At 52.4% G+C, this 25,086-nt stretch carries 18 protein-coding genes and 1 tRNA gene; 10 read left to right on the forward strand and 9 right to left on the reverse strand.

Annotation, left to right across the window (positions count from 1 at the left end):
• The first annotated feature begins 60 nt into the window (after positions 1 to 60).
• Entirely contained in the window at positions 61 to 2,394 is a 2,334-nt protein-coding gene (locus LEP6406_RS32065) for a C39 family peptidase (protein WP_008310493.1), read from the forward strand.
• A gap of 395 nt (positions 2,395 to 2,789) precedes the next feature.
• On the opposite strand, the gene LEP6406_RS0211200 is transcribed toward LEP6406_RS32065, so the two are convergent.
• The 5 genes from LEP6406_RS0211200 to LEP6406_RS0211220 all read right to left on the reverse strand — a co-directional run bounded on the left by LEP6406_RS0211200 (position 2,790) and on the right by LEP6406_RS0211220 (position 10,839).
• A complete protein-coding gene (locus LEP6406_RS0211200; protein ID WP_008310495.1) occupies positions 2,790 to 3,359 on the reverse strand; it encodes an RNA 2'-phosphotransferase in 570 nt (189 codons plus the stop codon).
• A 361-nt stretch (positions 3,360 to 3,720) separates the two neighbouring features.
• Positions 3,721 to 5,013: a sensor histidine kinase gene (locus LEP6406_RS0211205; protein ID WP_008310497.1), complete on the reverse strand. Its 1,293-nt coding sequence runs from the start codon at positions 5,011 to 5,013 to the stop codon at positions 3,721 to 3,723.
• Entirely contained in the window at positions 5,003 to 7,633 is a 2,631-nt protein-coding gene (locus LEP6406_RS30255; protein WP_008310499.1) for a hybrid sensor histidine kinase/response regulator, read from the reverse strand. Before LEP6406_RS30255 ends, LEP6406_RS0211205 begins: the two co-directional genes overlap by 11 nt.
• Positions 7,630 to 9,054: an ABC transporter substrate-binding protein gene (locus LEP6406_RS0211215; RefSeq protein WP_008310500.1), complete on the reverse strand. Its 1,425-nt coding sequence runs from the start codon at positions 9,052 to 9,054 to the stop codon at positions 7,630 to 7,632. The genes LEP6406_RS30255 and LEP6406_RS0211215 overlap by 4 nt, the downstream gene beginning before the upstream one ends.
• A gap of 858 nt (positions 9,055 to 9,912) precedes the next feature.
• On the reverse strand, positions 9,913 to 10,839 hold the full coding sequence (locus LEP6406_RS0211220; RefSeq protein WP_008310501.1) for a LysR family transcriptional regulator: 927 nt from the start codon (positions 10,837 to 10,839) through the stop codon (positions 9,913 to 9,915).
• A gap of 257 nt (positions 10,840 to 11,096) precedes the next feature.
• Between LEP6406_RS0211220 and LEP6406_RS0211225 the strand changes: the two genes are divergently transcribed.
• The 3 genes from LEP6406_RS0211225 to LEP6406_RS0211235 are packed head-to-tail and all read left to right on the forward strand — an operon-like array spanning position 11,097 to position 13,235.
• Positions 11,097 to 11,993, forward strand: coding sequence for an SMP-30/gluconolactonase/LRE family protein (locus tag LEP6406_RS0211225; RefSeq protein WP_008310502.1), 897 nt, complete (start codon positions 11,097 to 11,099; stop codon positions 11,991 to 11,993).
• A 4-nt stretch (positions 11,994 to 11,997) separates the two neighbouring features.
• A complete protein-coding gene (locus tag LEP6406_RS0211230; RefSeq protein WP_008310503.1) occupies positions 11,998 to 12,549 on the forward strand; it encodes an antibiotic biosynthesis monooxygenase in 552 nt (183 codons plus the stop codon).
• A gap of 35 nt (positions 12,550 to 12,584) precedes the next feature.
• A complete protein-coding gene (locus LEP6406_RS0211235) occupies positions 12,585 to 13,235 on the forward strand; it encodes an SDR family NAD(P)-dependent oxidoreductase (RefSeq protein WP_008310504.1) in 651 nt (216 codons plus the stop codon).
• Between the two features lie 553 nt (positions 13,236 to 13,788).
• On the opposite strand, the gene LEP6406_RS0211240 is transcribed toward LEP6406_RS0211235, so the two are convergent.
• The 3 genes from LEP6406_RS0211240 to LEP6406_RS0211250 form a co-directional block, all read right to left on the reverse strand.
• Positions 13,789 to 13,860: transfer RNA gene (locus tag LEP6406_RS0211240), tRNA-Gly, on the reverse strand.
• A 53-nt stretch (positions 13,861 to 13,913) separates the two neighbouring features.
• On the reverse strand, positions 13,914 to 17,099 hold the full coding sequence (locus tag LEP6406_RS0211245; protein ID WP_008317066.1) for an efflux RND transporter permease subunit: 3,186 nt from the start codon (positions 17,097 to 17,099) through the stop codon (positions 13,914 to 13,916).
• Positions 17,100 to 17,317: 218 nt separating this feature from the next.
• Complete coding sequence (locus LEP6406_RS0211250) at positions 17,318 to 18,784, reverse strand: aminotransferase-like domain-containing protein (protein WP_008317068.1); 1,467 nt, start codon at positions 18,782 to 18,784, stop codon at positions 17,318 to 17,320.
• Positions 18,785 to 19,310: 526 nt separating this feature from the next.
• Here LEP6406_RS0211250 and LEP6406_RS27630 point away from each other — a divergent pair.
• The 5 genes from LEP6406_RS27630 (at position 19,311) to LEP6406_RS0211275 (ending at position 23,337) form a co-directional block, all read left to right on the forward strand.
• A complete protein-coding gene (locus LEP6406_RS27630) occupies positions 19,311 to 19,613 on the forward strand; it encodes a hypothetical protein (RefSeq protein WP_008317070.1) in 303 nt (100 codons plus the stop codon).
• 36 nt (positions 19,614 to 19,649) lie between these two features.
• Positions 19,650 to 20,402 carry a LysE family translocator gene (locus LEP6406_RS0211260; protein WP_008317072.1) on the forward strand — a complete coding sequence of 251 codons (753 nt, stop codon included), beginning with the start codon at positions 19,650 to 19,652 and terminating at the stop codon, positions 20,400 to 20,402.
• 206 nt (positions 20,403 to 20,608) lie between these two features.
• On the forward strand, positions 20,609 to 21,088 hold the full coding sequence (locus LEP6406_RS0211265; protein WP_008317074.1) for an OsmC family protein: 480 nt from the start codon (positions 20,609 to 20,611) through the stop codon (positions 21,086 to 21,088).
• A gap of 368 nt (positions 21,089 to 21,456) precedes the next feature.
• Positions 21,457 to 21,849 carry a hypothetical protein gene (locus LEP6406_RS27635; protein WP_008315829.1) on the forward strand — a complete coding sequence of 131 codons (393 nt, stop codon included), beginning with the start codon at positions 21,457 to 21,459 and terminating at the stop codon, positions 21,847 to 21,849.
• Between the two features lie 345 nt (positions 21,850 to 22,194).
• Complete coding sequence (locus LEP6406_RS0211275; protein ID WP_008315831.1) at positions 22,195 to 23,337, forward strand: hypothetical protein; 1,143 nt, start codon at positions 22,195 to 22,197, stop codon at positions 23,335 to 23,337.
• Here the strand turns inward: LEP6406_RS0211275 and LEP6406_RS0211280 are convergent.
• Positions 23,309 to 23,896: a DUF2854 domain-containing protein gene (locus LEP6406_RS0211280; RefSeq protein ID WP_008315832.1), complete on the reverse strand. Its 588-nt coding sequence runs from the start codon at positions 23,894 to 23,896 to the stop codon at positions 23,309 to 23,311. The genes LEP6406_RS0211275 and LEP6406_RS0211280 overlap by 29 nt on opposite strands.
• A 284-nt stretch (positions 23,897 to 24,180) precedes the next feature.
• Here LEP6406_RS0211280 and LEP6406_RS0211290 point away from each other — a divergent pair, with 284 nt between their 5' ends.
• Entirely contained in the window at positions 24,181 to 25,086 is a 906-nt protein-coding gene (locus LEP6406_RS0211290) for a transposase family protein (protein WP_027269057.1), read from the forward strand.

Genomic DNA, 25,086 nt, shown 5'->3' on the forward strand with positions numbered 1-25,086 from the left:
CTCTATCAAGAATAGAGTCACAAATTCTGCAATTTTCCACATCGCTTCAAGGAGAATCTCATGGTTGCTACTATTACAGGCGTTTCTTTTTTGATCACGGTCCTTTATGACTGCAAAGAAACGATTGGAAAAATCAATCGTACTTGTGCAGAAAAGGGGTTGCCGCCAGCTTTTTATGTACTGCAAGACTCAAAATTGATTTCTGGAAATACAGATTACTGTTTCCAAGGATTTGGCATAAACATTGACTCGGTGCTGCCGCCAAAATTGAGTCTAACATTTTGGGTTCATTATCTGATTGATTCTGCTGCCCATGTTAGCCTTGGTAAGTTCGCTTGTCCGCTCAAAGTGTTAGACACCAGTGCTTTTGAGATGCTTAGGAGTCTAGAACGTGTTCCCTTTGCCGATCTTCAATTTAATGAAGCCAGCGATGATTTAGGTGATCTTCCATTTTTGGGACAACCTTCTGAAAGTGCCGAACAGTCCACAGACGTAGATCTAGAGGTGGAATCAGACCTAGACCAACCAGGGTATTTCGAGGAAAGTTTTGTTGAGGCAGAAAGAATTCCCGATCCGGAGAACTTTACCTTACGAGCGCTTCAAAATACAGTCTTAAAGATTTCTTCCATCCCCTCACCAGAGCTATCTGATGATGAAAAGGTCAATTTTAGTGCGCAGTCAACAGTTCCATTAGTCTCATTTGAAGACTCGAAAGATCATCTCAAGGTGACCTTAGCAAACACAACATTAGGTGGCCGTAAAACTTGGGTTGCCTATCGGGAACACGTTGAGATTCTAAAACCTGACGGTACCAGACTTGTTGGACAGTATAGAGTTGGTGATGCCCTTCCTAAGCAGGTGAATCTCTCGGTCCCTTGGTATAGTCAGCGAGATAACAAGTATCACCCCTCAAGTACCTGCAACGTCACTTGTGTAGCTATGATTTTGGCCTATTTTGGTGTTCGACCAAAATCTGATGTGCAACTTGAAGACCAGCTTTACTTAGAAGTTACAGAGGGTGGGCGTAACCATGGTGACAGACTGTTACACGAACAATTGAGTCAATTGATGAAAGACTATGGCCTGAGTACCAAGTTCTCAACCCAGACTTCCTGGCAGGAGATTAAGACTCATCTTGCCAATGGCAATCCCGTCATTATGAGTGGATACTTCACCAGCAGTGGCCATATTATCGTCCTACGAGGGTATGACGAGACTGGTTTTTGGGTTAACGATCCATGGGGCGAGTGGTTTACTAACGGCTATCAAAATAAATCAGGGGAGAACTTGCATTACTCCTACGCATTGTGTCGTCGCTGTAGCCGCAGTAATGATGTCACCTGGGCACACTTACCTGCCGATCCTAAGCGCACCTACCAGCTCCCAGTGTTGACCCAAGCCAATACTGTCCCCACTGAAGTGCCTGTTGCCTCTAGCTTGACGCCAGCAGAGCTTTCAAAGCGGGCATCCCAGGCAATTGTCAATGTTTTTGAGACAGGTAATGCCCTTGGAGACTATAGCTCTGTTGTATGTCATCGGCATGATCTAGGTGGGTTAACCTATGGGCGGTCGCAAACAACAATCAACAGTGGCAATCTGTACCTCTTAGTCAAGGCATATTGTGAGGCGGATGGGGCTGCGTTTGCAGATGAGCTACTTCCATATCTTGAGAAGCTAGCCAAAAAATCAGCAACACTGAAATGTGATTCTGGCAGCAGTGATCTCAGAGAAATCACGGTAATTCTCAGAAAAGCAGGGACTGATCCTGTAATGCGATCAACCCAGGATAACTTCTTTGATCGCGCCTATTGGACACCAGCGGTTAATGCTGCCAGAAATATCGGCATCCAAACAGCCTTGGGCAAAGCAGTGGTTTACGATAGCTTTATCCATGGCTCCTGGGGGGCAATGCGCGATCGGACCAATCAAAGCCATGGCACTGTCAGCCAAATTGGAGAAAAGGCTTGGGTTCAAGCCTATATCAAGACCCGTCGCCATTGGTTGGGGAACCACAGCAATCCACTGCTCAGAAATACGGTATATCGCATGGATGCTTTTAACCAACTCATCCAAGTCAGCAACTGGGATCTAGTATTGCCCTTCTCAGTGCGTGGATGTCGGATTGATCAGGCGGTGATGGAGAAAGGTGGTCATGGCCGAGCTGAACCCAGTAGTTTCCGAATACTGAGGCTAGTCGCACCGCATATGTCTGGAGAAGATGTACGACGAGTACAGCAGGCATTGAAAGATAAGGGCTACTTCTCACCAGAGGAAACGATTGATGGTATCTTCGGGCCTAACACTGAACGTAAGGTGAAAGCCTTTCAACAGAATCACCAGTTGAGAGTAGATGGCATTATCGGGCTACAAACTTGGAATGCATTGGGACTGTAGGGACTGTCGAAACTCTGAGTCAATGGGGCGAACCGATAGCCCGATTTAAATAAAGATCATCACGTGGGTATCTTGAATTGAGAATGCCCACGTGATTTTTTATCATTTAAGTAAGGTAAGTTAATGTCAGCGCGATAATGTTTGCTATGACAATGTGATCGTCGTCCACCATGGAAAAAATCTCCTTGGGTAATACATTCATCTGTCCGCTGTCCGCTCTCGTTTACGGTGACCAGCCAGCAGAGTACACTTCGTTCTGCCATATCTTTAACGTCTGAATTTAATAGGGTTCTCACGGGTTCTGCTCCTGTATGCTCAATGATCAGGTTTACCGGGCACGCACGACGGCATTGAACGCAACGTAACGTCTCAGGTGGCGTGCTCCGGTGCAACCGCTAGTTCGGCTGTCCGTGGGTACCTGGGTCTGGCTCGAGAAGGTACTCGTATGGAACTGCCTCTGTCAGCCACACTCCGTTTGCAGAGATATAGAATGAGAAGCCTGCACGCACCATTTCACCAGCCCGCACTTCCAAGACAATAACCTTGCCGTGCCGTTGTCCGACGCTTCGCGCAGTTCCACGGTCGTCAGACAGGTGCACATGATGTCGCTCGCCTTTCACCAGCCCGTGCAGTCTAATTCCCGGCAGGTGCCGTTCAGCCGTGCCATGGTAGAGCAGCTCGGGCGGCATTCGGGACTCATACCCGAGAGCAACGTCGATCGAGTGACCTTGGCTTGCCCGGATACGCAACCCATCGTCGCTAATGGCGAAGCGTTGCTTGTCGTTGTGTTCGACGACGTAGTCGAGCTCTGTCCTTGTAAATTCGGTGCCATGAGCCGCGCTCGCGGCGCGAAGCCAGTCGATGGCGACCCAGCCAGCGCTATCTAAATTGATGCCAATCTCGTCAGGCCGATGACGCAGCACGTAGCTCAGGAACTTGCTGATTTTCGTGTGTCGCTTGTCCAATCTGTGCTCGCCTCGTTAGCGCAAGGTAGTTGGGTAAGTTTGCAAACCGAGGCTTGCACCTATGCCGAAAGTGGGATGTGCCCTAGCCCCTAGTAAGATAAATATTCAGATGTTAGTCCATGATATAGCGATCCTGCATGAGCCTTGAGTAAGCCTCTTGCTCCGTGGGTTACGCTTCGCTTCACCCACGCTACGAAGGTCTTCAGAAATCAAATAGGATTGCTATATAGCCAAGCTCTTTGGCGATGCTAAGGAAGGGGCGATGTTGGCAATATCCCAGATGTTACCCATACCCCAATGGTTACAGACCGCAACGGTCTGATGTTCTCCATCTGCAACCTTACTATAAAGACTTGGCTGCTCAATCTACGATGGGAAGCCGAATGCAGAACTCAGTACCTTGTCCTACCTCTGAATGGACTTCCAATGCTCCACCGTGTTTGTCCACCACAATTTGATGGGCGATAGCCAGTCCTAATCCAGTGCCTTTGCCTGCATCTTTTGTGGTAAAGAGGTGGTCGAAGATACGGCACTTGATCTCAGGTGTCATCCCAGAGCCGTTGTCACGAATCCAAATTTCTATTCGGTTGGAATTTGGCACTACTGCGGTACTGATCTCAATTTTTTGAGGCTTAGCGCTTGACCCGGTAAAGGGGGAATGTTGAGCCGCCTCATCGAACACATCAATAGCATTCGCTAGGATGTTCATAAAGACCTGATTGAGCTGTCCCGGAAAACATTCAATCGGGGGTAACTCACCATAGTCTTTCAGAATCTGAATGGCTGGACGACGACTATTAGCCTTGATGCGATACTTAAGGATCAGCAGTGCACTTTCAATTCCTTCGTGTAGATCAGCCTGTACTTTATATTCCTTGTCAGCGCGAGAAAATGTCCTTAGACCGTTGCTGATAGAGCGAATTCGAGCTGTAGCACCGTGCATCGAAGCCAATATTTTTGGTAAGTCCTCACAGAGAAAGTCTAAATCAATCTCGTCGGCATGTTCTTGAATGAGCGGTGCCATTTGGGAATCACACTGTTGGTATAAGTGCAAATGTCCCAGTAGGTCTTCGACATAGTCTTTGACATTTTTGATGCTGCCACTCAAAAAGCCAATTGGATTATTAATCTCGTGGGCAACTCCGGCGACCAGATTTCCCAGAGAGACCATTTTTTCACTTTGGATAAGCTGTAGCTGAGATTGTGAGAGCTGGTCTAGGGCAGCTTGCAACTCGGCAGTTCGTTCTTGGATCCTATCTTCGAGTTGTTGGGTTAATAAGCTGAGTTGCAGATGGGTATTCACCCGTGCTAAAAGCTCTGCTTCTTGAAATGGTTTGGTGATGTAATCGACGGCACCAATCGAAAAACCTTTAACCTTGCTGGCTGTATCCGCCATGGCCGTCATGAAAATAACAGGGATATAGGCGGTTGCCGGATCGGCCTTCAATCGCTGGCAGGTTTCAAATCCATCGATTCCCGGCATTTGTACATCCAGCAAAATTAAGTCTGGAATGTAGGTTTGTAGACGCTTCAAAGCGCGATCGCCACTGATTGCTGTAGAGATGAGATACCCTGCATCAGCCAGTGTTTCTGTGACGATCTCTAAATTAGCGGGGGTATCATCCACCACTAAAATTTTGGCACTATCCGGCATGGGTCGTGCCTCCGTTTGCATTATCTAGTTTGTCCAAATTTTGTTGCAGCAAGTCCTCAATTTCTTCTGCCTGAAAGCGTTTGGCAAGCTGGAGGAGGGGTTCGGCAAAGGGGGTATACATTTGATCGGCTTGGACTAAATTCTCCAACTGCTCGCGTAGAGTTTTGAGATTGGCTTGTTGGGCAAGTTTCAACAATGTGGCTAGCGTTTCACGAGGAGGATCAACCCACGCCTGGGATGGGGAGATCACCAGTTCTGATGCCTTGCTCTGGGGTTCATAAATCCACTCTATGCTTAAGTGCTTAGACAACAACTGAAACAACTCCTGAACATCGACAGGCTTGGCCAAGAAGTCGTCACCCCCACTATTAATCGCCATTTGTTGATCGAGCTGGGCAACTGACGCAGAGGAGACAATGACCTTAGTCTGCTTCAAGGTCTCGCTGCCTCGAACTTGGTTTAAGAATTCAAATCCATCCATCACGGGCATGGATAGATCGGTCACGACCAGATCGGGATGCTCGGATTGGAGACAGTCTAATCCTTCTTGGCCTTGTTGCGCTTCGATCACTCTAAAGCCAAGAGGTTCTAAGAGGTTCTGCAAGACCGCCCGATTCTCCCAGCGATCATCTACGACTAAAATTGTCCGTTGGGCTCCGGTGTAGCCGATAATGCGATCGCACCCTTCCAATCCCCTTTGTTCCTCTGCCCAATCCACGACTAGCGGTAGATTGATCGTAAAGAAAAACTCACTGCCAACCCCCAACTGGCTCTTGACCTGAATCTGCCCCCCCATGAGCTGAACAATCCGCTGGCTAATGGCAAGGCCAAGGCCCGTACCCTCAGATTGCTTTTGGCGATCGCCTACCTGTTCAAAGGCTTGAAATAGCTTGGCGCAATCGGTCTCATCAATACCGACCCCTGTATCAATCACCTGAAAAATCAAAGAAGCCTGGGTATCCGAGCAGTCCAGCACATCAACCCGTAAAGTCACTGCACCGTGATCAGTAAACTTAATGGCGTTGCCCAATAAATTAATGAGCACTTGGCGCAACCGTTTTTCATCGCTTTTAACACCATCAGGCAAACGGGAGCTGGGCTGGTAGATGAACTCAATCCCTTTTTGCTCAGCCCGAATCTTGCACATTTCCACCACACTTTGAAGCAAAGATGGCAGGTGAAGTGAAGTTGGATCTAGATCCAGTTTACGAGCTTCAATTTTAGACAGATCCAAAATGTCATTAATGAGCGTCAGTAGATGAGAACCACATTGGTGGATAATATTGGCCCCATGACGCTCTTTATCAGGGATTACTTTAGAACGTCCTAGAATTTGAGCATAGCCCAAAATTCCATTCAGTGGGGTGCGCAATTCGTGGCTCATATTGGCCAAAAAATCACTTTTTGCCTGGTTTGCCGCATCAGCTTGCTCCTTAGCTGTAGCTAGTTCAGCCGTGCGCTCTGCTACACGGTGCTCCAAGGTCGCAAACGACGAATTGAGTTGACTTGCCATTTGATTAAAGGTTTGCGCTAACTTGCCTACCTCATCTTCTGTTAGCACGGGTACGGTTTGGGTTAAATCCCCTGCGGCCAGACGGGTCGCGGCAGTTCCAATGGCCAAAATCGGACGAGTAATACGCCGAGATAGTACATAAACTGCAACCAAAAGCAACCCGGAAGATAGAAACCCAATCAGTAGAATATTGCCAGCCAGTTTTTGTGCGGGCAAGAAGGCTTGAGCTTGACTAATTTCAGCCATCAAGGCCAAGTTTTGTTCGGGTAGCCAGCGATAAACGCCCACTACAGGAACCCCTTGATAATTGGTATAGCGACCAAATCCACTTTGTTGGTTAATAGCGCGCTCGATGCCATCACTATCGATGTTCTCGATGGCTACGGTTTCCTCTGTCTCTGGTGCTGTTTGCTTTGAGACAAAGACTGTTTTGCCTCTCGCACGACTCACCAGATAGGTTTCTGCGGTTTCACCTAAACCCGTATTATCTCGAATCAGGGCATCTACTTCTTCGAGATCTAAATCAACCACAAGAGCCGCCATGCGCTCACCTTGGCTGTCCAGAATCGGCGTAGCCACAGTCACGGCTGCTTTTTGGGTCTTGGAAGAGATATAGAAATTGGGAACCACCACATTCAGGCGGTCACGGGTAAAGTAGGTGGCAGGATCACCCAGGGGGCGGTAACGACCTTCGAGGCTTGGATCATCGGAGGCAAAGACCACAAACCCACTGTTACGGGTAATCCGAATACTGCGCAGGTTGGGTTTGATTTCCGTTAACTCAGCTACATATTGGGTGAGCACCGTGTAAGCTTCTTGATAGGCTGGCTGCTCGGGCTCGGTCGTGAGCAACGTATTAATTGCTGTTTGAACTTTTTGTTCTCGGCCAACCCATACAATATCGCGCAATTGATTGTCGACCCATTTATCGAGTTCATAACCTTTGAGCTGCGCAGCCACTGTCAGTCGGTTAATCACTTCCGTTTCTAAGGATGCGCGAGCCTGAAAGTAGGAGCCTACTGCAACAGTGCTAACTGTAACGATTGAAAGCAACGAGAAGTAGCTAACTAATTGGGTTAATAAACTTTGATTTAACCAACGTTTCATGCTGATTTCTCCCATTCTGTCCAAATACTTTTGATTTGATTGATGCCCCAATCACTGGCTTCGGTGGCGGATGCTTTTTCCTGCAAGACTTTGAGAACAGTTTTGGCCCAAAGTTGTTGGCCTTGCACCTCACTAAAGGCAGAGTGGGTAACTTCGTAAGGGATCAAACTGGGGCGATTATAAATTTTGAGGGCAGTTTCAAGGTGTGGATCCGAGGTATCACTCCAAAGGGAGTTTTCAAATATCTGTGGCATCACAGGCATAACTCGTCCTTTGAAGACTGTAATTAACTGATTGATGGTTGCGGGCTCAGTTAAATAGGCCAGGAAATCTTTGGCGGCCTCTGGGTGTGGGCAACTTTTGGGGACAATGGCTTGTTTAATCCCTTTTCTGGTCAAAAGGTCGGTGCCATCAGGTTTTTGAGGTCGCCCAATAGTGACCATTTGCTGATATCGTTCGTTGGCATCCTGATTATATTGATTGGCCGATAATTTCTGCGTTAGCGGAATCGATAGGGTCAGATTCAGCGTCATCAAAATGCTGCCATCGATGAAGCTATCGTTGTTACCGCCTCCGGTCCATTCCAGTGCGGCAGGGGGGACATAGCCTTCTTGGAAAAATCGGGTGAATTCGTCTAGGGCCGCAATCATGCGCTGGCGATTTTCAGGAACGTCAAGCAAAAATTCGCCATCGGGGCTAACGACCTCGACATTGTAGGCGTCGAGGAACATCATCAACGAAGTATAGGTGTCAAACCCAATGGAGGACATGCATAATCCCACACCATAAATGTCGGGATATCCCTGCGATCGCAATTGGGTTTGTGCGGTCTGCCAAAACTTCCAGAAGGGATCCCAGGCCATCGGCACATCAGCTCGACTAAAGCCAATGGATTCAACCAAATTACCCCAGTAATGAATGTAGTCTTCTGCTTGCCACAGGGGCATTGCGTAATAACCTCGCTCTCCCCGTAGCTGATTCCGATAGTTCACCTGGGAAAGGGCGACAGGTGTATAACGGTCTTTGATCGGCAGAATCACCTCTGATAGATCAAGTAGTTGATCTTGCCAAGCCAGCTTAGGGGCAAGGTTGGCATCCACTCCAACGGAATAAATGACATCTGGGATTTGGGGGTTACCCGGCTCTGTCAATAACTGGGTCAGTTGTTGATCGATGATGGGAATGGGTAAAAACTTCAAATTGACGGTCAAGCCAGACAATTTTTCCCAATCCCGAACAACCTGAGCTACGCCCTCGTTTTCTTCAGGTAAAAACCCCTGTTCCCACCAAATTGTTAAGTCAGCGTCGGATTGAGAAGTAATTGAGTTGACGGGGGAGTTGTGGGTGGGAGCAGTACAATTCGCTAGCCCTAACCCAACTCCGAATAGAGAAAGTCGAGTGAAATCGCGCCGAGTGATCATGGCATAAAATCGTAAAGGGGATGATGTCAAAAGCTGAGTATCTATAGTGTTCCCAGCCCATCACAGAAAACTATAAAGATCCTCCGTGAATTAGGGAAAATCGTAGTGCAGGTTCTCACCTGCACGGACGGGAAAGATGGCCACCCTATTTTCAATAACTAATTCTTATTTTTATATGGACTAATCGCTAGACCTCTAATAGCTTGGTAGTAAGATGCCTTAGGAGCAAGACACCTATAGCCAACCATAAAAAAAGAATGTGACAAACTTGTGGCAGGGCTGATTGACGGACAAACCCTTGATGTTAGGGCGCGGTGAGAGCCCTGAGACCTCTCCTCTATGGGCAGCCCATCCGAAACCTGGAGCGAACCCCAAGCGAGTACTGGGCGGCCTGAAAAGCCTGCTAAGTCGTTGTTTCTATGCAGACACCCAGTTTCCTGGGCAGATTCGTTGGCTTTGCCGCCCCAAAGGGACTAGGGAACGGCAGAAGCCCAGTGAGCCTGTGTAGGTTGGGTGGAACGAAGGGTCACCCAACAGTAGCGGGCCATGTTGGGTTTCGCTAACGCTGCACCCAACCTACAAATTTAGAATTGACAGACCACTAGGGAACGGCAGAAGCCCAGCCTTAGCGTAGCCTGCCTGAAAGACTTACGATTTCCTTCAGCCAGCGGTCAAGGGGCTCGGTGCTCTGTAACCGTCTAAGTTATGTGTACTAGCGTTGGAGAAACCGAGTGCGTGTTTTCCCATGGCTCTCCTAAGCCCCTCACTGCCGTACCAGGATGCATCCTGGTACGGCAGTGAGGGGCTGGGTTGATTGGGCGGCGGCGGGATGACCCACGGAAGTTGGATTTCGTTATCTTAAGCTGTTGGAATCTTCTGGCAAGTTTGCCGAATCATCTGTCTCAACCAGAGATTGGCAGAGTCGCGATCGCTGATTTGACTCCACACCATGGACACTGACCAAGGGGATAGATTGAGAGGAATTTCAAAAGGTTGTAGGGGATAGTGCCTGCTCAGGTGCATCTCCAAACAAGCGGGAATTGCCACGAGTAGATCAGACGCTGCGATCGCATTTGGTAAAGCAAGCCAATAGGGAACGGTAAGGGCAATGCGGCGTTTCAATCCCTGTTGCGCTAGGGCCTGGTCAATTGCACCGATGGCATCTCGCCGTAAGGTAAACAGGGCATGGGGGAAGGCGACAAAATTTTCTAGGCTGATTGCACCCTTTTCCAAGGCCGGATGCCCTGCTCGACTGATGCCGATAAATCGCTCCAAGAGTAAGTTTTCCTGCAAAATATAGGGTGGCAAATCAGTGAATATTCCCAAGGCTACATCAACTAGACCATCCTCCAATAAATCTACAATGGATGATTTATCTACGGGAAGCAGACGTAGATCGACCTGGGAAGCCTGATCACGCAAAATCACCAGTAGCTCAGGCAAAACCAAGCTGGCAAAATAATCCGACGTGGCGATGGTGAACGCTTTTTGTGATTGGGCAGGATCAAAGGCTTGTAGATCTGCCAGAGTGGCTCGAATCGTATTTAGGGCTATAGCGACCTGAGGAGCAATTGCCACAGCCTTTGCGGTCGGCTTCATCTCTCGCTTGACCCGCACAAACAGATCATCAGCAAACAGCGATCGCAATCGCCCCAAAGCCGCACTCATAGCAGGCTGCCCCACATGAACACGTTGGGCCGCCCCCGTGACGCTGCGTTCAGCATAGAGCGCTTCAAAGGCCACCAAGAGATTGAGATCGATCCCACTCAGGTCGATTGATTTCATTGATAACTTGAATCTCTACAATCAATTTGATTTATCACGATTGTGCCACTATCTTAATTTGTAGGCAAAAAATTTAGATTGGTAACGAGGAAACCACTATGACTGACGCAGGCAATCAAAAGGTGAAAACCGCCCATGGCTGAATGGAAGCATTGTTCGACAAGGGTCATCCCCACCTGGCAAAAGAGGTATTGAGCGAAAACCTACCAAACGATTAGGGCCTTAAACCCAATGGTCATCCAATCTAGAGTAACCCCATGACCTTACCTCCCATCTATGCCAACACCCCCACCGCCCTAGTTGCAGCACAATCCATTGCCACGTTTCCAGTCAATACGTTTCTAGAAAATTTAGCGATTGCTCCATCCGGCGACATTTATATCACCAATCACGAAATTGGTGAGGTCATTAAACTCGCCCCAGATGGCAACCTGACTCTGTATGCCCAACTCAGCGGTAAGGTCAGCGGCATTGCCTGGGTTTCCCCGAATCGATTATTGATCAACGGCTGGAATGGGGCAGGAATCCCTTTTGTGGCGATATTGTCAGACGGCGAGGTGGAATTTTTGACCCCCCTACCCGATGCCATCTTTCTCAATGGCATCACACCGTTATCTGCTCATTGCTATCTCATCGCTGATTCCTATCGGGGGGCGATCTGGTCGTTCGATATTGTGACAAAAGCCGTCGAACTATGGCTAGAACATCCTCTCCTGGCTCGGAGTGATGAGACGAGTACATTTCCGGCAGTGAATGGTTTAAAACGATTGGGTCACACCCTCTATGCATCTAACACCCAACAGATGTTGCTCTTACAGATTCCTCTGGATGCAGCGCTAAATCCCCAAGAACCGGAAGTCTTGATAACGGACACCAACATTGATGACTTTGCCTTTGATCGCGATGGCAATCTGTACGGAGCCACCCATGTTTACAACAGCGTAATTCGCATTGATCGCGACGGTAATACCACCATCGTGGCCCAGGCTGAACAAGGGGTAACGGGCTGCACCGCCGTGGCCTTCCATGGCACAGACTTATATGTCGTCAACAACGGTGGCATGTTCTTGCCCCCAGCAACGGGAGTAGAGTCGGCCCAGGTGGTGCGGTTAGCCGTTGGTGTCAGCGGTACACCGCTGTTAAGTGAGGGCTAGCATCATGCAGCCTGATCCTCCCGTGACGGTGGATGTGGTACAGCGGGTGAGACCGGGCAAAGATCGGGAGTTTGAGGTCTTGCTAGAGCGCATTATCAGCACTGCCAGCACCTTCGAGGGCTATTTGGGCGCATCGGTGTTCCGTCCCAGTGAAGCAGGAGATGGAGAGTACCGCATTGTCTTCAAGTTTGATCGGCTAGAGCATCTGAAGCGGTGGGAGCATTCAGCGATGCGTCAGCGGTTTTTGACCCAGGCACAGGAACTGACGGTAGATGCCGGACACTTCTCGATTATCACTGGGTTGGAAACTTGGTTTACCCTGCCTGCCAAGCCAGGGATACCGCCGCCGCCCCGCTACAAAATGGTGCTGGTCTCTGGGATTGCGATTTTTTCCATTAACCAGCTACTTGCCCTGTTGCCCTTGGCTGGGCTAGCGGTGTTGCCCCCTTTACTGCGACTGCTGATTTTAGTGTTTATCACCACCACCTTAATGACCTATGTGGTGATGCCCAGGCTGACCAAGCTATTGGCGGGATGGTTGTATCCCAGACGTTGATGACTCAATTCATAACTCAATACGGAGAGAATATCATGGCTAAATGGTGCGTTATTGTCGGTATGGGCGAAGGCAATGGCATGGCAATCGCTCGACGGTTTGCCCAAGAAGGGTTTGCCATTATCATGGTGGCCCGCAATGAGCAAAAGCTTCAGAGTTACCAATCAACACTGCAAACGGAAGGGATAACGTCCCACTATTTCCTGGCGGATGCCGGAGATGAGGCGGAGCTAACCGCCGCATTTACCCAGATTCAAGACCAGTGGGGAACCCCCGAAGTGCTTGTTTATAATGCCGCTGTTCCACGGATGGAAAATGTGTTGCAGACCCGTTATGAAACACTGGTGAATGATTTTCGGGCTAATGTGGCCGGGGCAATGGCCTGCATCCAAGCGGTGTTACCGGCCATGCAAAGCCAGCAACAAGGCACCATTCTGTTTACGGGGGGTGGCTTTGCCCTGTACCCCCAGCCCGATTTTGTGTCGCTGTCTATCGGCAAAGCTGGACTTCGCGTCCTGGTCAATACTCTCCATGCAGCCCTCAAAGGTTCTCCCATCAAAGTGGGAACGGTCACCATCTGCGGCACTGTTAATGGAGATGACCCAAAGTACAGTAGCGATCGCATTGCAGAGCAGTATTGGCAACGCCATATCGGTGATGATTTGGACTATGAAACCCTTTACTAATCCAATGAGTTTGCCACTCGCTAAAACCATCGATTTGTAAGGGATTCAGGCTTCTTATAGCGGTTCTCACTCGGGTTAAGTACAGGCAAGGGGCTTAAGCCCCTTGTTCGCCAAAGTGTCATTAAGTTGAGGTGTACCTCATACATTAGGGAACCGCTATAAGTCAAATCAGCTCTCAAGCAAACACCTCTTCGTGCCCCTCGGGGGTAAAGCAGGGAGTGAATGTAGCTGGGGTTGAGGGCACACCCGAAGGCTCGATGGATGACCTGTGCACGACCCCCTCAATCGCCTCGGCGACGGGCTGAAACTGCTTGGGGTCAAATTAGCGCTATGCACCCTACCAGTGCTCAACGGTTCCGGTACTTTATTTAGACGCACGTCCCTTACTGGTAAAAGGTCTCGCTGGCCGAATAAAGTAAGCAGTTCCACCGCCGACAATCACCTCCACCTCAGCTGAGGGCAGCCACGCCACACGGTCATTTTCCAAAAAGGAATCAACACCTTGATGGCTGAAGCCCTTTCTGGCAGAGCATTTGAGGCTGAAACACTTAGAAGCGGGTGATCGGACTCGAACCGACGACATTCAGCTTGGGAAGCTGACGTTCTACCACTGAACTACACCCGCATTGAGTTCACATTATACGGTCTTCGAGGTGCACTCAGGGGGGGATCGGTCGGCTATTTGAGGCTTGGGGTTTGGGAAGAGGCAGGATCTGCCGCCAGCGGGTCGGGGGAATCGTCCCTAAAGCGCCGAAACAGCCTGCCGATAGCGCTTTGGAATTGATCAACATAGGTAAAGAACACCGGCACGACGACCAGGGTCAGCAGTGTGGAGGTGGTAAAGCCGCCAATTACCGCGATCGCCATAGGGCTGCGGGTCTCTCCCCCCGCCCCCAGTTCCAGGGCAATGGGGACCATCCCCGCCATGGTGGAGATAGAGGTCATGAGAATCGGGCGCAGCCGGGTAATACCTGCCTCCATCACCGCCTGCCGTCGAGACTTGCCCTCTGCCTTAGCAATCAGAGCATAGTCCACCAGCAAAATCGCATTCTTGGTCACCAGCCCCATCAGCAGCACAATCCCAATCAGGGCAAAGAGGCCCAGGGGCTTCTGGGTGATGAGCAGCCCCATCAAAGCACCGCCGATGGACAGGGGCAATGCCGCCATGATGGTCAGGGGGTAGAGAAAACTGTTGTAAAGCAACACCAGAACCGCATAGATCATCAACACGGCGGTGCCCAAGGCCAGTAAAAAACGGCTGAAGATATCCCGCATGATTTCCGCATCACCAGCGGGTTCCTGGGTGACGCCAGCAGGTAGGTTTTGGAAGGCAGGAAGGGTGTCCACCTCCGCCAGTCCCTGGCCTAAGGTAATGCCCTGGAGATTTGCACCGACAGAAACCTGACGCGCCCGATCAAAGCGATCAATTTGGGCCGGACCACTGCCAAAGTTGATATCCGCCACCGCCACCAGGGGCACCAAGCGCCCATCCTGGCTGGGAACTTTCAGTTGCTCTAGGGTATCAATCTGGTTGCGGTACACCGGGTCCAGTTGGACTCGGATGGGAATTTGGCGGTCGCCCAGGGTGAATTCCGCCAGATTGGCATCATTGTCTCCCAGGGTGGCGAGGAAGGCAGTGCGGGCAATGGCTTGCACCGACACCCCCAGATCCGAGGCCCGCAGCGGGTCGGGGCGAATCAAGAGTTCCGGCTGCACCAAACTGGCGCTGGAAGAGACCTCCACCAACCCCGGTACCTCCTGCATCTGGCGGGTGAGATCATTAGCTGCCCCCAACAGTGCCGTGGGATTCTCACTTTTCAAAATGATGGTCACATCTTTGCCAGAGCCCGATGCCCCTTGACTCTGAAAACTAATGCGAGCCCCTGGAATGTCCTGAAAGATCTGGCGGGCCTGCTGCTCAAAGTCTCGCTGGGAGATGTCCCGTTCCGCCACGGGCTTCAGCAGAATGTAAACCGTGGCTCCATTGACACTGCCGTCGTCTCCGTCCGTGGAGAGAATATTCTGCACCGCTGGATTGGACTGCAAATTGGTGGCAAGGCGTTGCGTGACTCGGCGGGTGTCCGCCAGGGTGGAGCCGGGGGGAAGCTCCACCGTCACCGTGGACAACCCCGTGTCCCCTGACTCAAAGAGGCTGGTGGGTAGGTAAGGCACCAGCATCAGGCTACCGACAAAGAAGACCAAGGCGAGGGCAACCGTCGTGAGACGGTGACGGAGCCCCGCATTCAGCAGGGTTTGATAGGGTCGCCAGGATCGTCGAGGGCGGGTAGAGGTGTACCCCTGACCGTTATGCCCCTGACTCTGGTGACCATTGCCATTGCTGTAGTCAGGATCATAGCCATCGAAGTCAGGTTGGAGGGCGGGCTTGGACTTGAGCAGATAGGCGGACATCATCGGCGTCATCAAGCGGGCCACTACCGTGGAGAAGACCGTCGCCGTGGCCACCGTCACCCCAAAGGGTTGAAAAAACTGACCGGGAATCCCTCCCATAAAGGCGACGGGGATAAACACCGCCACAATGGTTGCCGTGGTGGTCACCACCGCCAGCCCCACTTCTGCCGTCGAGTCTAGGGCCGCCTGGAAGGGGCGCTTGCCCATGCGGATGTGGCGTTCCACATTTTCAATTTCTACGATCGCATCATCCACCAAGTTTCCCACCGCCAGGGTCAGGGCCAGCAGCGTCATGCTGTTGAGGGTGTAGCCGAGGCGATCAAGGACCAAAAAGGTGGGGATGATGGACAGGGGCAGGGCGGTCGCCGTGATCAAGGTGGCGCGCCAGTCCCGGAGAAATACCCCGACCACCACCACTGCTAGCACACAGCCTAGAATCAGCGCATCGATGGAAGACTGGTAGGAGTCTCGGATCTCGGTGGCGCGGGTGAAAATGAGCTGAAATTCAATGTCCTCCGGCAGGGACTCTGCCAATTTCGCCACCTCTGCCGTCACCCCCTCCTCTACGGATACGAGGACACTGCCGGTACTGCGCCGCACCGAAAAGGCCACTACGGGCTGATTGTTGAAGTAGGCGGCTTGGCGGATCTCGCGGAAACTGCCGTCTACGGTGCCCAGGGTGTTCAGCGGGACCGTAGCGCCACTGGCAAGCTGAATCGGATAGCTGGCGAGGGCTTCTACGGTGGGGGCACTGCCCAGGGTCCGCACTCCTTGCTCCTGTTGGCCCACGGTGGCACGGCCACTGGGCAGGTTGATATTAAAGGCGCGGATCTGGTCATTGACTTGGGTGGCGGTAATGCCTAGGGCGTCAAGCTGGCGGGGATCGAGATCCACCCGCACCTCTGGATCTACGCCGCCGATGCGATCGACTTGGGCTACGCCGGGGACGGCCAGGATGGCGCGGCTGATGGTGCGATCGACTAAGTCGCTGAGCTCTTCGACTGATCGCTGATTGGAGGTGACGGCGTAGGTGAGGATGGGGCCACCACCGAAGTCGAGGCGACGCACTACTGGATCCTGAGCCCCAGCGGGTAGGTCGGACCGGATACGCGCGATCGCATCTCGCACATCATTCATAGCCCGGTCGGTATCCGTACCCAGGGTGAAGTTAATCACCGTTGTCGAGGAGCCGTCGGTGATAGTGGAGCGCAATTCATCAATGTTTCCCAATCCCGCCACCGCATCTTCCACTGGTTTGGTAACCTGGGTTTCCAACTCCTGCGGCCCCGCACCACTCTGGTTTACCGTCACAATCACCGCCGGGATGTCGATATTGGGATTTTGATCCACCCCCAACTGGCCAAAGGACACCAATCCCGCCAGGGTCAGGACCAGGAATAGCACCAGGGTGGGAATCGGACGACGGATGGACCAGCCGGAGATGTTCAAGGACATGAGGGGTGGGGGATGGGTGGGTGGGGGATGGTGACAGAAAGTTTTGAGTTTTGAATTACATGTCTTGTAGGGGCGCGGTTTCCGCACCCAAGGCAGGGGGTGACAGGTGACAGGGAAGGACCGTAGGGGTGGGTTTTGCCAGCCCATTCCTGAATCACTCACCCAATCCCGGCTAAACCCGCCCTAACGGTAGTGGGATGGTATTTAATTGCCCGTCCTTAACGTCCTAAAAGATTCTCAGCAAGCTGCTTTTTGCTCAAATGGCCCAGGATTTGCATGGCCTGATCCACCTTCTCTGAACAGACTACAGCTGTATTCAGGCGGAAGCAGTTGCTATAACATTGCCCTGATGCCGAGAACATTACCCCAGGGGCAATAGCAATGTAGTGTTCAAGGGCTTTGTGATATAGCCGGAGGGCATCAAACCCCTGGGGCAGCTCCAACCACAGTACATGCCCTCCTGTGGGGCGAGTGACACAGGTTTCGGCGGGAAAATAATCGTAAATGGCCTGGAGCATTTGGGCAGTTTGGTCTTGGTAGGCACGTCGTAATTGACGCAGGTGGCGATCGTAGCCGCCATTGGCGAGAAAGGCTGCCACCGTCAGTTGGGGAACCATGGCATTGCTGCCATTCAAAATCGATTTCATCCGCGACACTTCGGCATGGTAGCGCCCCCCAATGCACCAGCCAACCCGTAATCCCGGTGACAGGGTTTTACTGACCGAAGCGCAGTACAGAACTCGGTTTTCTGTGTCAAAGGCTTTGATGGCCTTAGGGCGAGGGCCAGCAAAGTATAGATCACCGTACACATCGTCCTCAATCAGGGGAATATCGTACTGATTGAGCAGGGCGACCAAACGCTTTTTCTGGGTATCGTCCATGCAACTGCCGAGGGGATTACTAAAGTTGGACACCAGAAAACACAGTTTGACTTCTCCCGTTTGTAGCGCTTCTGCTAGATGGGACAAACTGATTCCGTCGCGGGGGTGGGTGGGCAGGGTCAGGGCTTTGAGTCCTAAGGATTTCAGGGCTTCTAGAACTGCAAAGTAGGTGGGGGATTCGATCACGACGGTATCCCCTGGTTGGGTCAAGGCTTTGAGGCAGAGGTAAATCGCCTCGGTGGCCCCATTGGTGATCACCATCTGGTCGGGGGGCACTGAGCAGCCCGCATCTAACATACGTTTGGCAAACTCTGTCCGCAGTTCTGGGCAACCCAGGGGCATTCCGTAGGAGTGGGCTACGGTGGAATGCTCCCGCATTATCTTGCCCATGAGTCGATTCAACTGGGCCAGGGGCAACAGTTCCAGGGCGGGCAAGGCAGCCCCTAGTTGAACTAAGGTGCGATCGCGCATGGCGCTGATCACCTGAAAGGCTAAAGAAATGTCGATATCACAAGCTTGACGGGGCGGGGCGGTGGCGGCGGGTTCCTGGGGCAAACTCAAGGCCGTTGCCTTGACGTAATACCCCGACTGGGGCCGTGCGGAAATTAACCCCCGGTCTTCCAAGAGCCGATAGGCTTCCATCACGGTGGAGGTACTAACGGATAATTGCGATCGCAGTTTCCGCACCGAAGGTAGCCGATCTCCTGGTTTCAGCGTGCCATCTAGAATCAACCGTTGCAGACGCTCAGCTACTTGTTCGTAGAGGACTTGATTGGGAGCCAAAGTAATGGGGAGGAGGGCCATGGGGGAGTGGGGTGATGGGGTGATGGGGTGATGGGGTGATGGGGTGATGGGGTGGGGGGAATTTTGAGTTTTGAGTTTTGAATGGATGGAATGTCTCGTAGGGGCGGGTTTAGCCGGGATTGGGTGGGTGGTTCAGGAATGGGCTGGCAAAACCCGCCCTGCCCCGTACCGGGTAATCCAGTCGTTTCGTTTCGTTTTGAATTGAATTGATCCCGTAGGGGCGCGGTTTCCGCGCCCAATGCAGGATGTCGCCGTAGGGGCGCGGAAACCGCGCCCAATGCAGGGGGTGACAGGTGACAGGGAAGAGCCGCAGGGGCGAATTTGGCGCGTAATCGGTGAACTGTCCCCTAAAACTGCTTCCTTAGGAGAACAGTTAAGCGGGCCTAAGACCAGAACAGTTGATTAAATCCCAACTGTTACCAACACAATTTACCCTAACTGCCTCTGTTCGGGTAGGGAATTATTGGAGAGAATTGCCATAGGCCGAATCGATTCGTGCCGTCCTTATCTTTCAGAGGATGGCTCCATGAAACCCAACGCTCTCTACGCTCAACTCGAACTCATCCCGGCGGATTATGACCAACCGGATCACAGTAACGATCGCTCTGTCAATCCGGTGTGGGATGCTGCCAAGCAACGGCTGGGCCAAGCAGGCCGATCCCTGCTGACCTCTCTATGTGGCTCTAGAGAACCGCGCATTTCTGTGGGGCGCGATCGCCAGGGACAGCCCCTATTCATTGCCTACGATCCTGTGGATCAGGTCCGGCACACCTTTCACACCGAGCAAGATCTACGGATCTGGCTTGACCAGCGCTATTACCAATCCTAGCGCCGGCCCCAGTCGTTGCACATCCATAGGCTCTTGATGCAAAGTACGATCACCCTCGGCAGTACCCTGGCACTCTTCAGTGCCATGGCTGTCCTGGCCGCTATCCCCAGCGTCAGCGTCTTGATGGTGACCACTCGATCCGCCACGTTGGGGCTAAGCCATGGGGTCTGCACTGCCCTGGGCATTGTCGCAGGGGATCTGGTGTTTATTGGGATTGCCCTGGGGGGCTTATCGCTTGTGGCCCATAGCCTGGGCGATTTGGCTATCCCGATCCAATTTCTGATCCGATATGGGGGAGGGTTCTATCTAATCGTTCTGGGGGTTGGCCTGATTCGATCAGGGGCTAACCCGATTGGCCTAAAGACCCATCAAAAATCCAGCTCTCAAAGATCCGGTGATCTGAGATCTGGCTCTCGGGGATCTGATCCTCAACTGTCCAATGCTCTGGGCTCCGGGGATCGAGGATCTGGCACTCAGGATTCTAATGCCCAGGACTCTGCCCTTTTGTCCAGCTTTTTGGCAGGTCTATCTATTACCTTGGCGGATCAAAAGGCCACATTGTTTTATCTGGGCTTTCTCCCTACTTTTGTTGATGGGGACACCGTATCTCGACTGGATGGGGCCATTATCATGACCACGGCCATTGGGGCAGTGGGGGGAGTGAAGCTGATCTATGCGGTGATGGCCCATCGCGTCAGTGGTTGGATTAATCTAAAACTGCGGCGGAGAATGACTGCGATTGTAGGTACCGGACTCATCCTCATCGGCCTCTGGCGCTGTCTATTTTGACAATACCTTCGCCATTGGTCTGGAACGCTTGCATAGAGGGGCTTTCAAGTTGACATGACCTAAAAGCCTTGCGAATTAAGAGATTGAATCCTTTTACGAAGCCCTGATTCCCCAATTTTGGCGAAGGTACTGTTTTGAGGCAGCAGGTTTGAAGCGGCAGGCATGACCCAGAACCATCACTATCCCGTACAGAGGCGGCGGCAGGTATGACCCAGAACCATCACTATCCTGTGCAAATCCTGTGGACAGGCAACCGGGGGCAAGGGACTTCCCACTATCGCGACTATGATCGCAGCCATGAAATTCTGATCGAAGGTAAGCCCACCATTTTGGGCTCCTCTGATCCTACTTTTCGAGGGGATGCCCACCGCCACAACCCAGAGGAAATGCTGGTGGCCTCCTTGTCCGCCTGCCACATGCTCTGGTACCTCCATCTCTGTGCCACCTCTTCGGTGGTAGTCACCCATTATCTCGACCGGGCTATCGGCACCATGGTAGAAACCCCAGAGGGCGGCGGACACTTTAGCAAAGTTGTGCTTCAGCCCGTAGTCACTATTACCGCTACCAGTGATCCCATCAAGGCCAAAGCCTTGCATAGTCAAGCCCATCACCTTTGCTTCATTGCCAATTCGGTCAATTTTCCTGTGGACTGCGAGCCTCTGATCCAGGCTGATCATCCAGATTAGGGACTCGCAAGAAAATAAGGTACTAATTGCCACCTTGCCTATTGGTGCATTGCTTCGTGTTTCGCAAGCGACATAAAAGGCGAAGCCGCGCCTTAGCGCTATGCACCCTACCAGTGCTCAACGGTTCCGGTACTTTATTTAGACGCACGTCCCTTAAGCCCCCTCCTAGTGCTCTGTCAGCCCTGATTTTGTGGGTATGACTGTTCTTGGCATGACACCTTACGGTGCATTGCTTCGCGTGGGCGAAGCCACGCCTTAGCGTTATGCACCCTACGGCACTCACAAAGGTAAAGTTGACAGACCACTAGACTGCTATGGAACTAACAGAGGTAATTCCCTGGGGCCGTACCTTAGCCGAATATTAGTGGATGTTTGATCTCTCTGAGGCTGACTTGGAGGCTGAAATTCTGGGCTGTGGCGATGGCCCCGCCAGCTTCAATGCTGAAATGACGGCCCTGGGGCGATCAGTGATTTCAGTAGATCCGATCTATCAATTTTCCACCCAGCAAATTCGGCAGCGGATTGAGGCCGTCTACCATCCCGTTATTTCCCAGGTGAAGCACAACGCCCATCGCTACGTCTGGAAAACCTTTCGGGATGCCGATGCCCTAGGACAGGCCCGCCTCCAGGCCATGGAGCAGTTTCTAGGGGACTACGACCAGGGTAAGGTGGCAGGGCGTTATCGACCCGAGGCATTATTGCCCAGATCCAAACCGTTCCCTATGAGTTTCAAAAAGGGGGCAACCAAATGCTATGCCTGACCCGCTGTAGTAGCACTGTGGCATGAATTACCAGATACGGCTCATACTCAGGACGAAACTAGTACTGTGCGGCGTAAATACTCTGACCGTTTCATCGTGGCACACCTCGGCCCCTCACCCTAGTCCTCTCTCAAGGGGAGAGGGGACCGGAAAATGTTGAGCTGGCGCGGCAATAGTGGACTGATTTACGTCCTGCGGTACTAGGCATTACCTCACCGCAATCAACCGCATCCGGCGACCGTTCTTGGGTTTGTATGTTGCAGTTACGATCGCGTTTGCAACCTAACTACTGGGTCTATCGGGAATGGGCTCAGATGAAATTGAGGATCCAGAGGCCCATAGATTATGGCCTATTTCATCATGAATTCTCTGGTGGCGTTCTTCGTATCTGCTTCAAACCCGAACTCGATGCGGCGGAGATGGCACTGGGGACGCTGGATCATTGCGGGGATCCTAGGGGTGGGACTTTTGGGCTTGCCCACGGTAACCCTGGCCAATGCCCCGCCACCCCAACCCCTCACCTGGTTTACCTTTGATCCCGTACCAGCACCCCTGACGGCGGTGCAGATTATTGGCTGTGAAGGCGATGCCTGTGAGGCTCCTGAAGTCTTAGCCCAGTATGGAGACTGCACGGCTAGAGAATGTTTGGCTCCCGTTCCACCCCAACGGAATGAGTTCACCAATACCTACACGAATGAATTAACCTGTCGCGGCAACACCTGTCTCTGGTCAAATCATCTTGTGGTCCAAACCCCAGAAGATCCCCAGGGATTGCGGCTCTTGGTACAGTCGGGCGATCGCCATTGGGTTAGCAATGTCGCCCCAGTACTGACTTCCCCAGAAGTCCGATGGAATGATCACTATTGGCAGGTCACCCTGACCGATAATGCCCTGCGGCTGGATTGGGATGAAGAACCGGGCTATCGTCGCAAGCATCCCCTCGGCGACCGTTTGTTTTTCCAACGGTTGCTCCTGACCCTGGTGGCAGAGGGCTTGGTGCTGGGGATGGGGTTATGGCGACTCAAGGGGGATCGCCCTCTCTGGATCCGCACCTGGGTCTGTTTTGGCCTCATGCACTGTGTCACCTATCCCCTGGTCTGGACGCTCCCCTGGAGCCTGATGCCATTCCAACTTCTGGTGGCGCGACTGCTGGGGATCAGTTGGGTTGCGATCGCAGTTATTTATGCCGCCTGCCTTTATCCCCTTCGACGCAGAGCAACCTGGCAACTGCTGGCGGTGACAGCAGGGATACCGATCCTCTTCTTTCTGGGGCTCATCATCTCGTTTCTTTTCAGCTATGGCCAACGGGTACCGATCTCAGCGGGGTTACCCTATGGTCTAACGCTGGGGATTACGGAGATCTTGATCACCGGGTACGAGGCAGGATTTCTAGCCCTGCTGAGCCGAGGGCGGTTGTCCCTCAAGGTGGCGGGTGGGCTGAGTGTGGCGATGAACAGCTTTAGTTTGGTGCTGGGTCTGGTGTGGTAGCAGGCTGGGGAGATTCTGGCACCGCCATGAGGGTGAGTTCTATTTGGTGTTCGCTGGGTTCCGCGATCGCGGCTTCCACATGGGGACCAAAAAACCGCTCAATTTTGGGCTGTTTTTCCTGCCAGTCTGATAGGGAAATTAGGGGCGAGTCAAAAACCAGCACTAAGGCATAGCGACCCTCCACTTCAATTTCCCGCACACTCACCAGTTCCGGGCGTTCCCCATCACTGGGGGATAAACCCAAGCGCTCTAGGGCATCCTCCAGGTGAGCTTCTTGGCCATAGCGGTAGCGGGTTACATCGCTACGGATCTGATTTTGGGTCGAAGTGGCCTGCTGCTCCCGCAGTTTTACCACCGCTGGCGGCGTCTCGCAGCCATAGGGGACGGGCTCCAACTCCGCCGCCTTCAGGGCCAAGCCCCCCAGCAGCACCGGAATGCCGTAGAAAAACCCCGCCAAGTTGAGCGTGGCGTTGTCTTGAAAATAGGCCACAAACCCAACCACCGTCAGCACCCCGCCTACACCGAGGAGGAAGATGCTCAGGGACGTTTTCCGAAACATACCGTTTTACCCGTACTCACCTTCGGCATTGTATAGCAGGGCCGTGGAGCCGTGGGCAGGCCCTTGCGACTCCGTCACCTGTCACCTATCCTCTGTCACCCCCTGCATTGGGCGCAGAAACTGCGCCCCTACCGCAACATCCTGCATTGGGCGCAGAAACTGCGCCCCTACGGGGACATCCTGCATTGGGCGCGGAAACTGCGCCCCTACGGGATCAATTCAAAATTAGACCTGTTGTGAAATAGGGGATAATAGCCTCTAGAGCTAGTTAACCCGGTTGTGCCGTGCTGAACCTCCAACGCGCCCTCAAGAGTGACCGCCTGCTGCGGGCTTTGACCGGTTTGAACCGGAAAGCCTTTGAGGAACTGGAATCCACCTTCGCTCAGGTGTTGGCCCATGCAGAGGTTCCCCGTCGGAGTCCCTTACCCCGTCAACGGGCCACCGGAGCCGGACGAAAACCCAATTTAGCAACGGTCGAGACCAAACTGTTCTTCATCTTGTTCTACTTCAAGGTGTATCCGACCTTTGATTTGGCCGGTGTCCTGTTTGACCTGGATCGCGCTCAGGCGAATCGTTGGATGCATCGCCTCCAACCACTGCTGGAGGAAGCCCTGGGTGAAAAAATGGCGTTGCCGAAACGCAAATTGACCAGTCTTGAAGAATTTGTCGAAGCCTTTCCCGAGGTGGAACGGGTGATTCTTGACGGGACTGAACGCCCCATTCAGCGGGCCAAAGACCGGGACCAACAGAAGGAAGATTACTCAGGCAAAAAGAAGCGCCATACCCGCACCCACCTGGCTGGTGTCGCCCCAGACCGCCAGATTCTCGTATTCAGCACCGCCTATCCCGGTAAGGCGCACGACAAAGGCATTCTCAATAGCGAGGGATGGGCCGAGTGGATTCCTGATGACGTCAAAATCCAGGGTGATTCAGGCTTTCAGGGGCTGCAAAACGAGTATGTCAACGTAGAGATTCCACACAAGAAACCTAAGGGCGGACAACTCACCGATGAGCAGAAAGCTGAGAATCAAGCCCTCGCCCGAGAACGGGTCGTCGGGGAGCATGCCTTTGCTGGCCTAAAACGCTATGGGATTGCCGCCCAGGTCTATCGCAATCGCAAAGCGAACTTTGATGACCGCTCCATCTTCACAGCGGCAGGACTCTGGAACTTTTATCTGATGGCCGCTTAA

The sequence above is a fragment of the Leptolyngbya sp. PCC 6406 genome (assembly GCF_000332095.2).
Classification (GTDB): domain Bacteria; phylum Cyanobacteriota; class Cyanobacteriia; order Phormidesmidales; family Phormidesmidaceae; genus PCC-6406.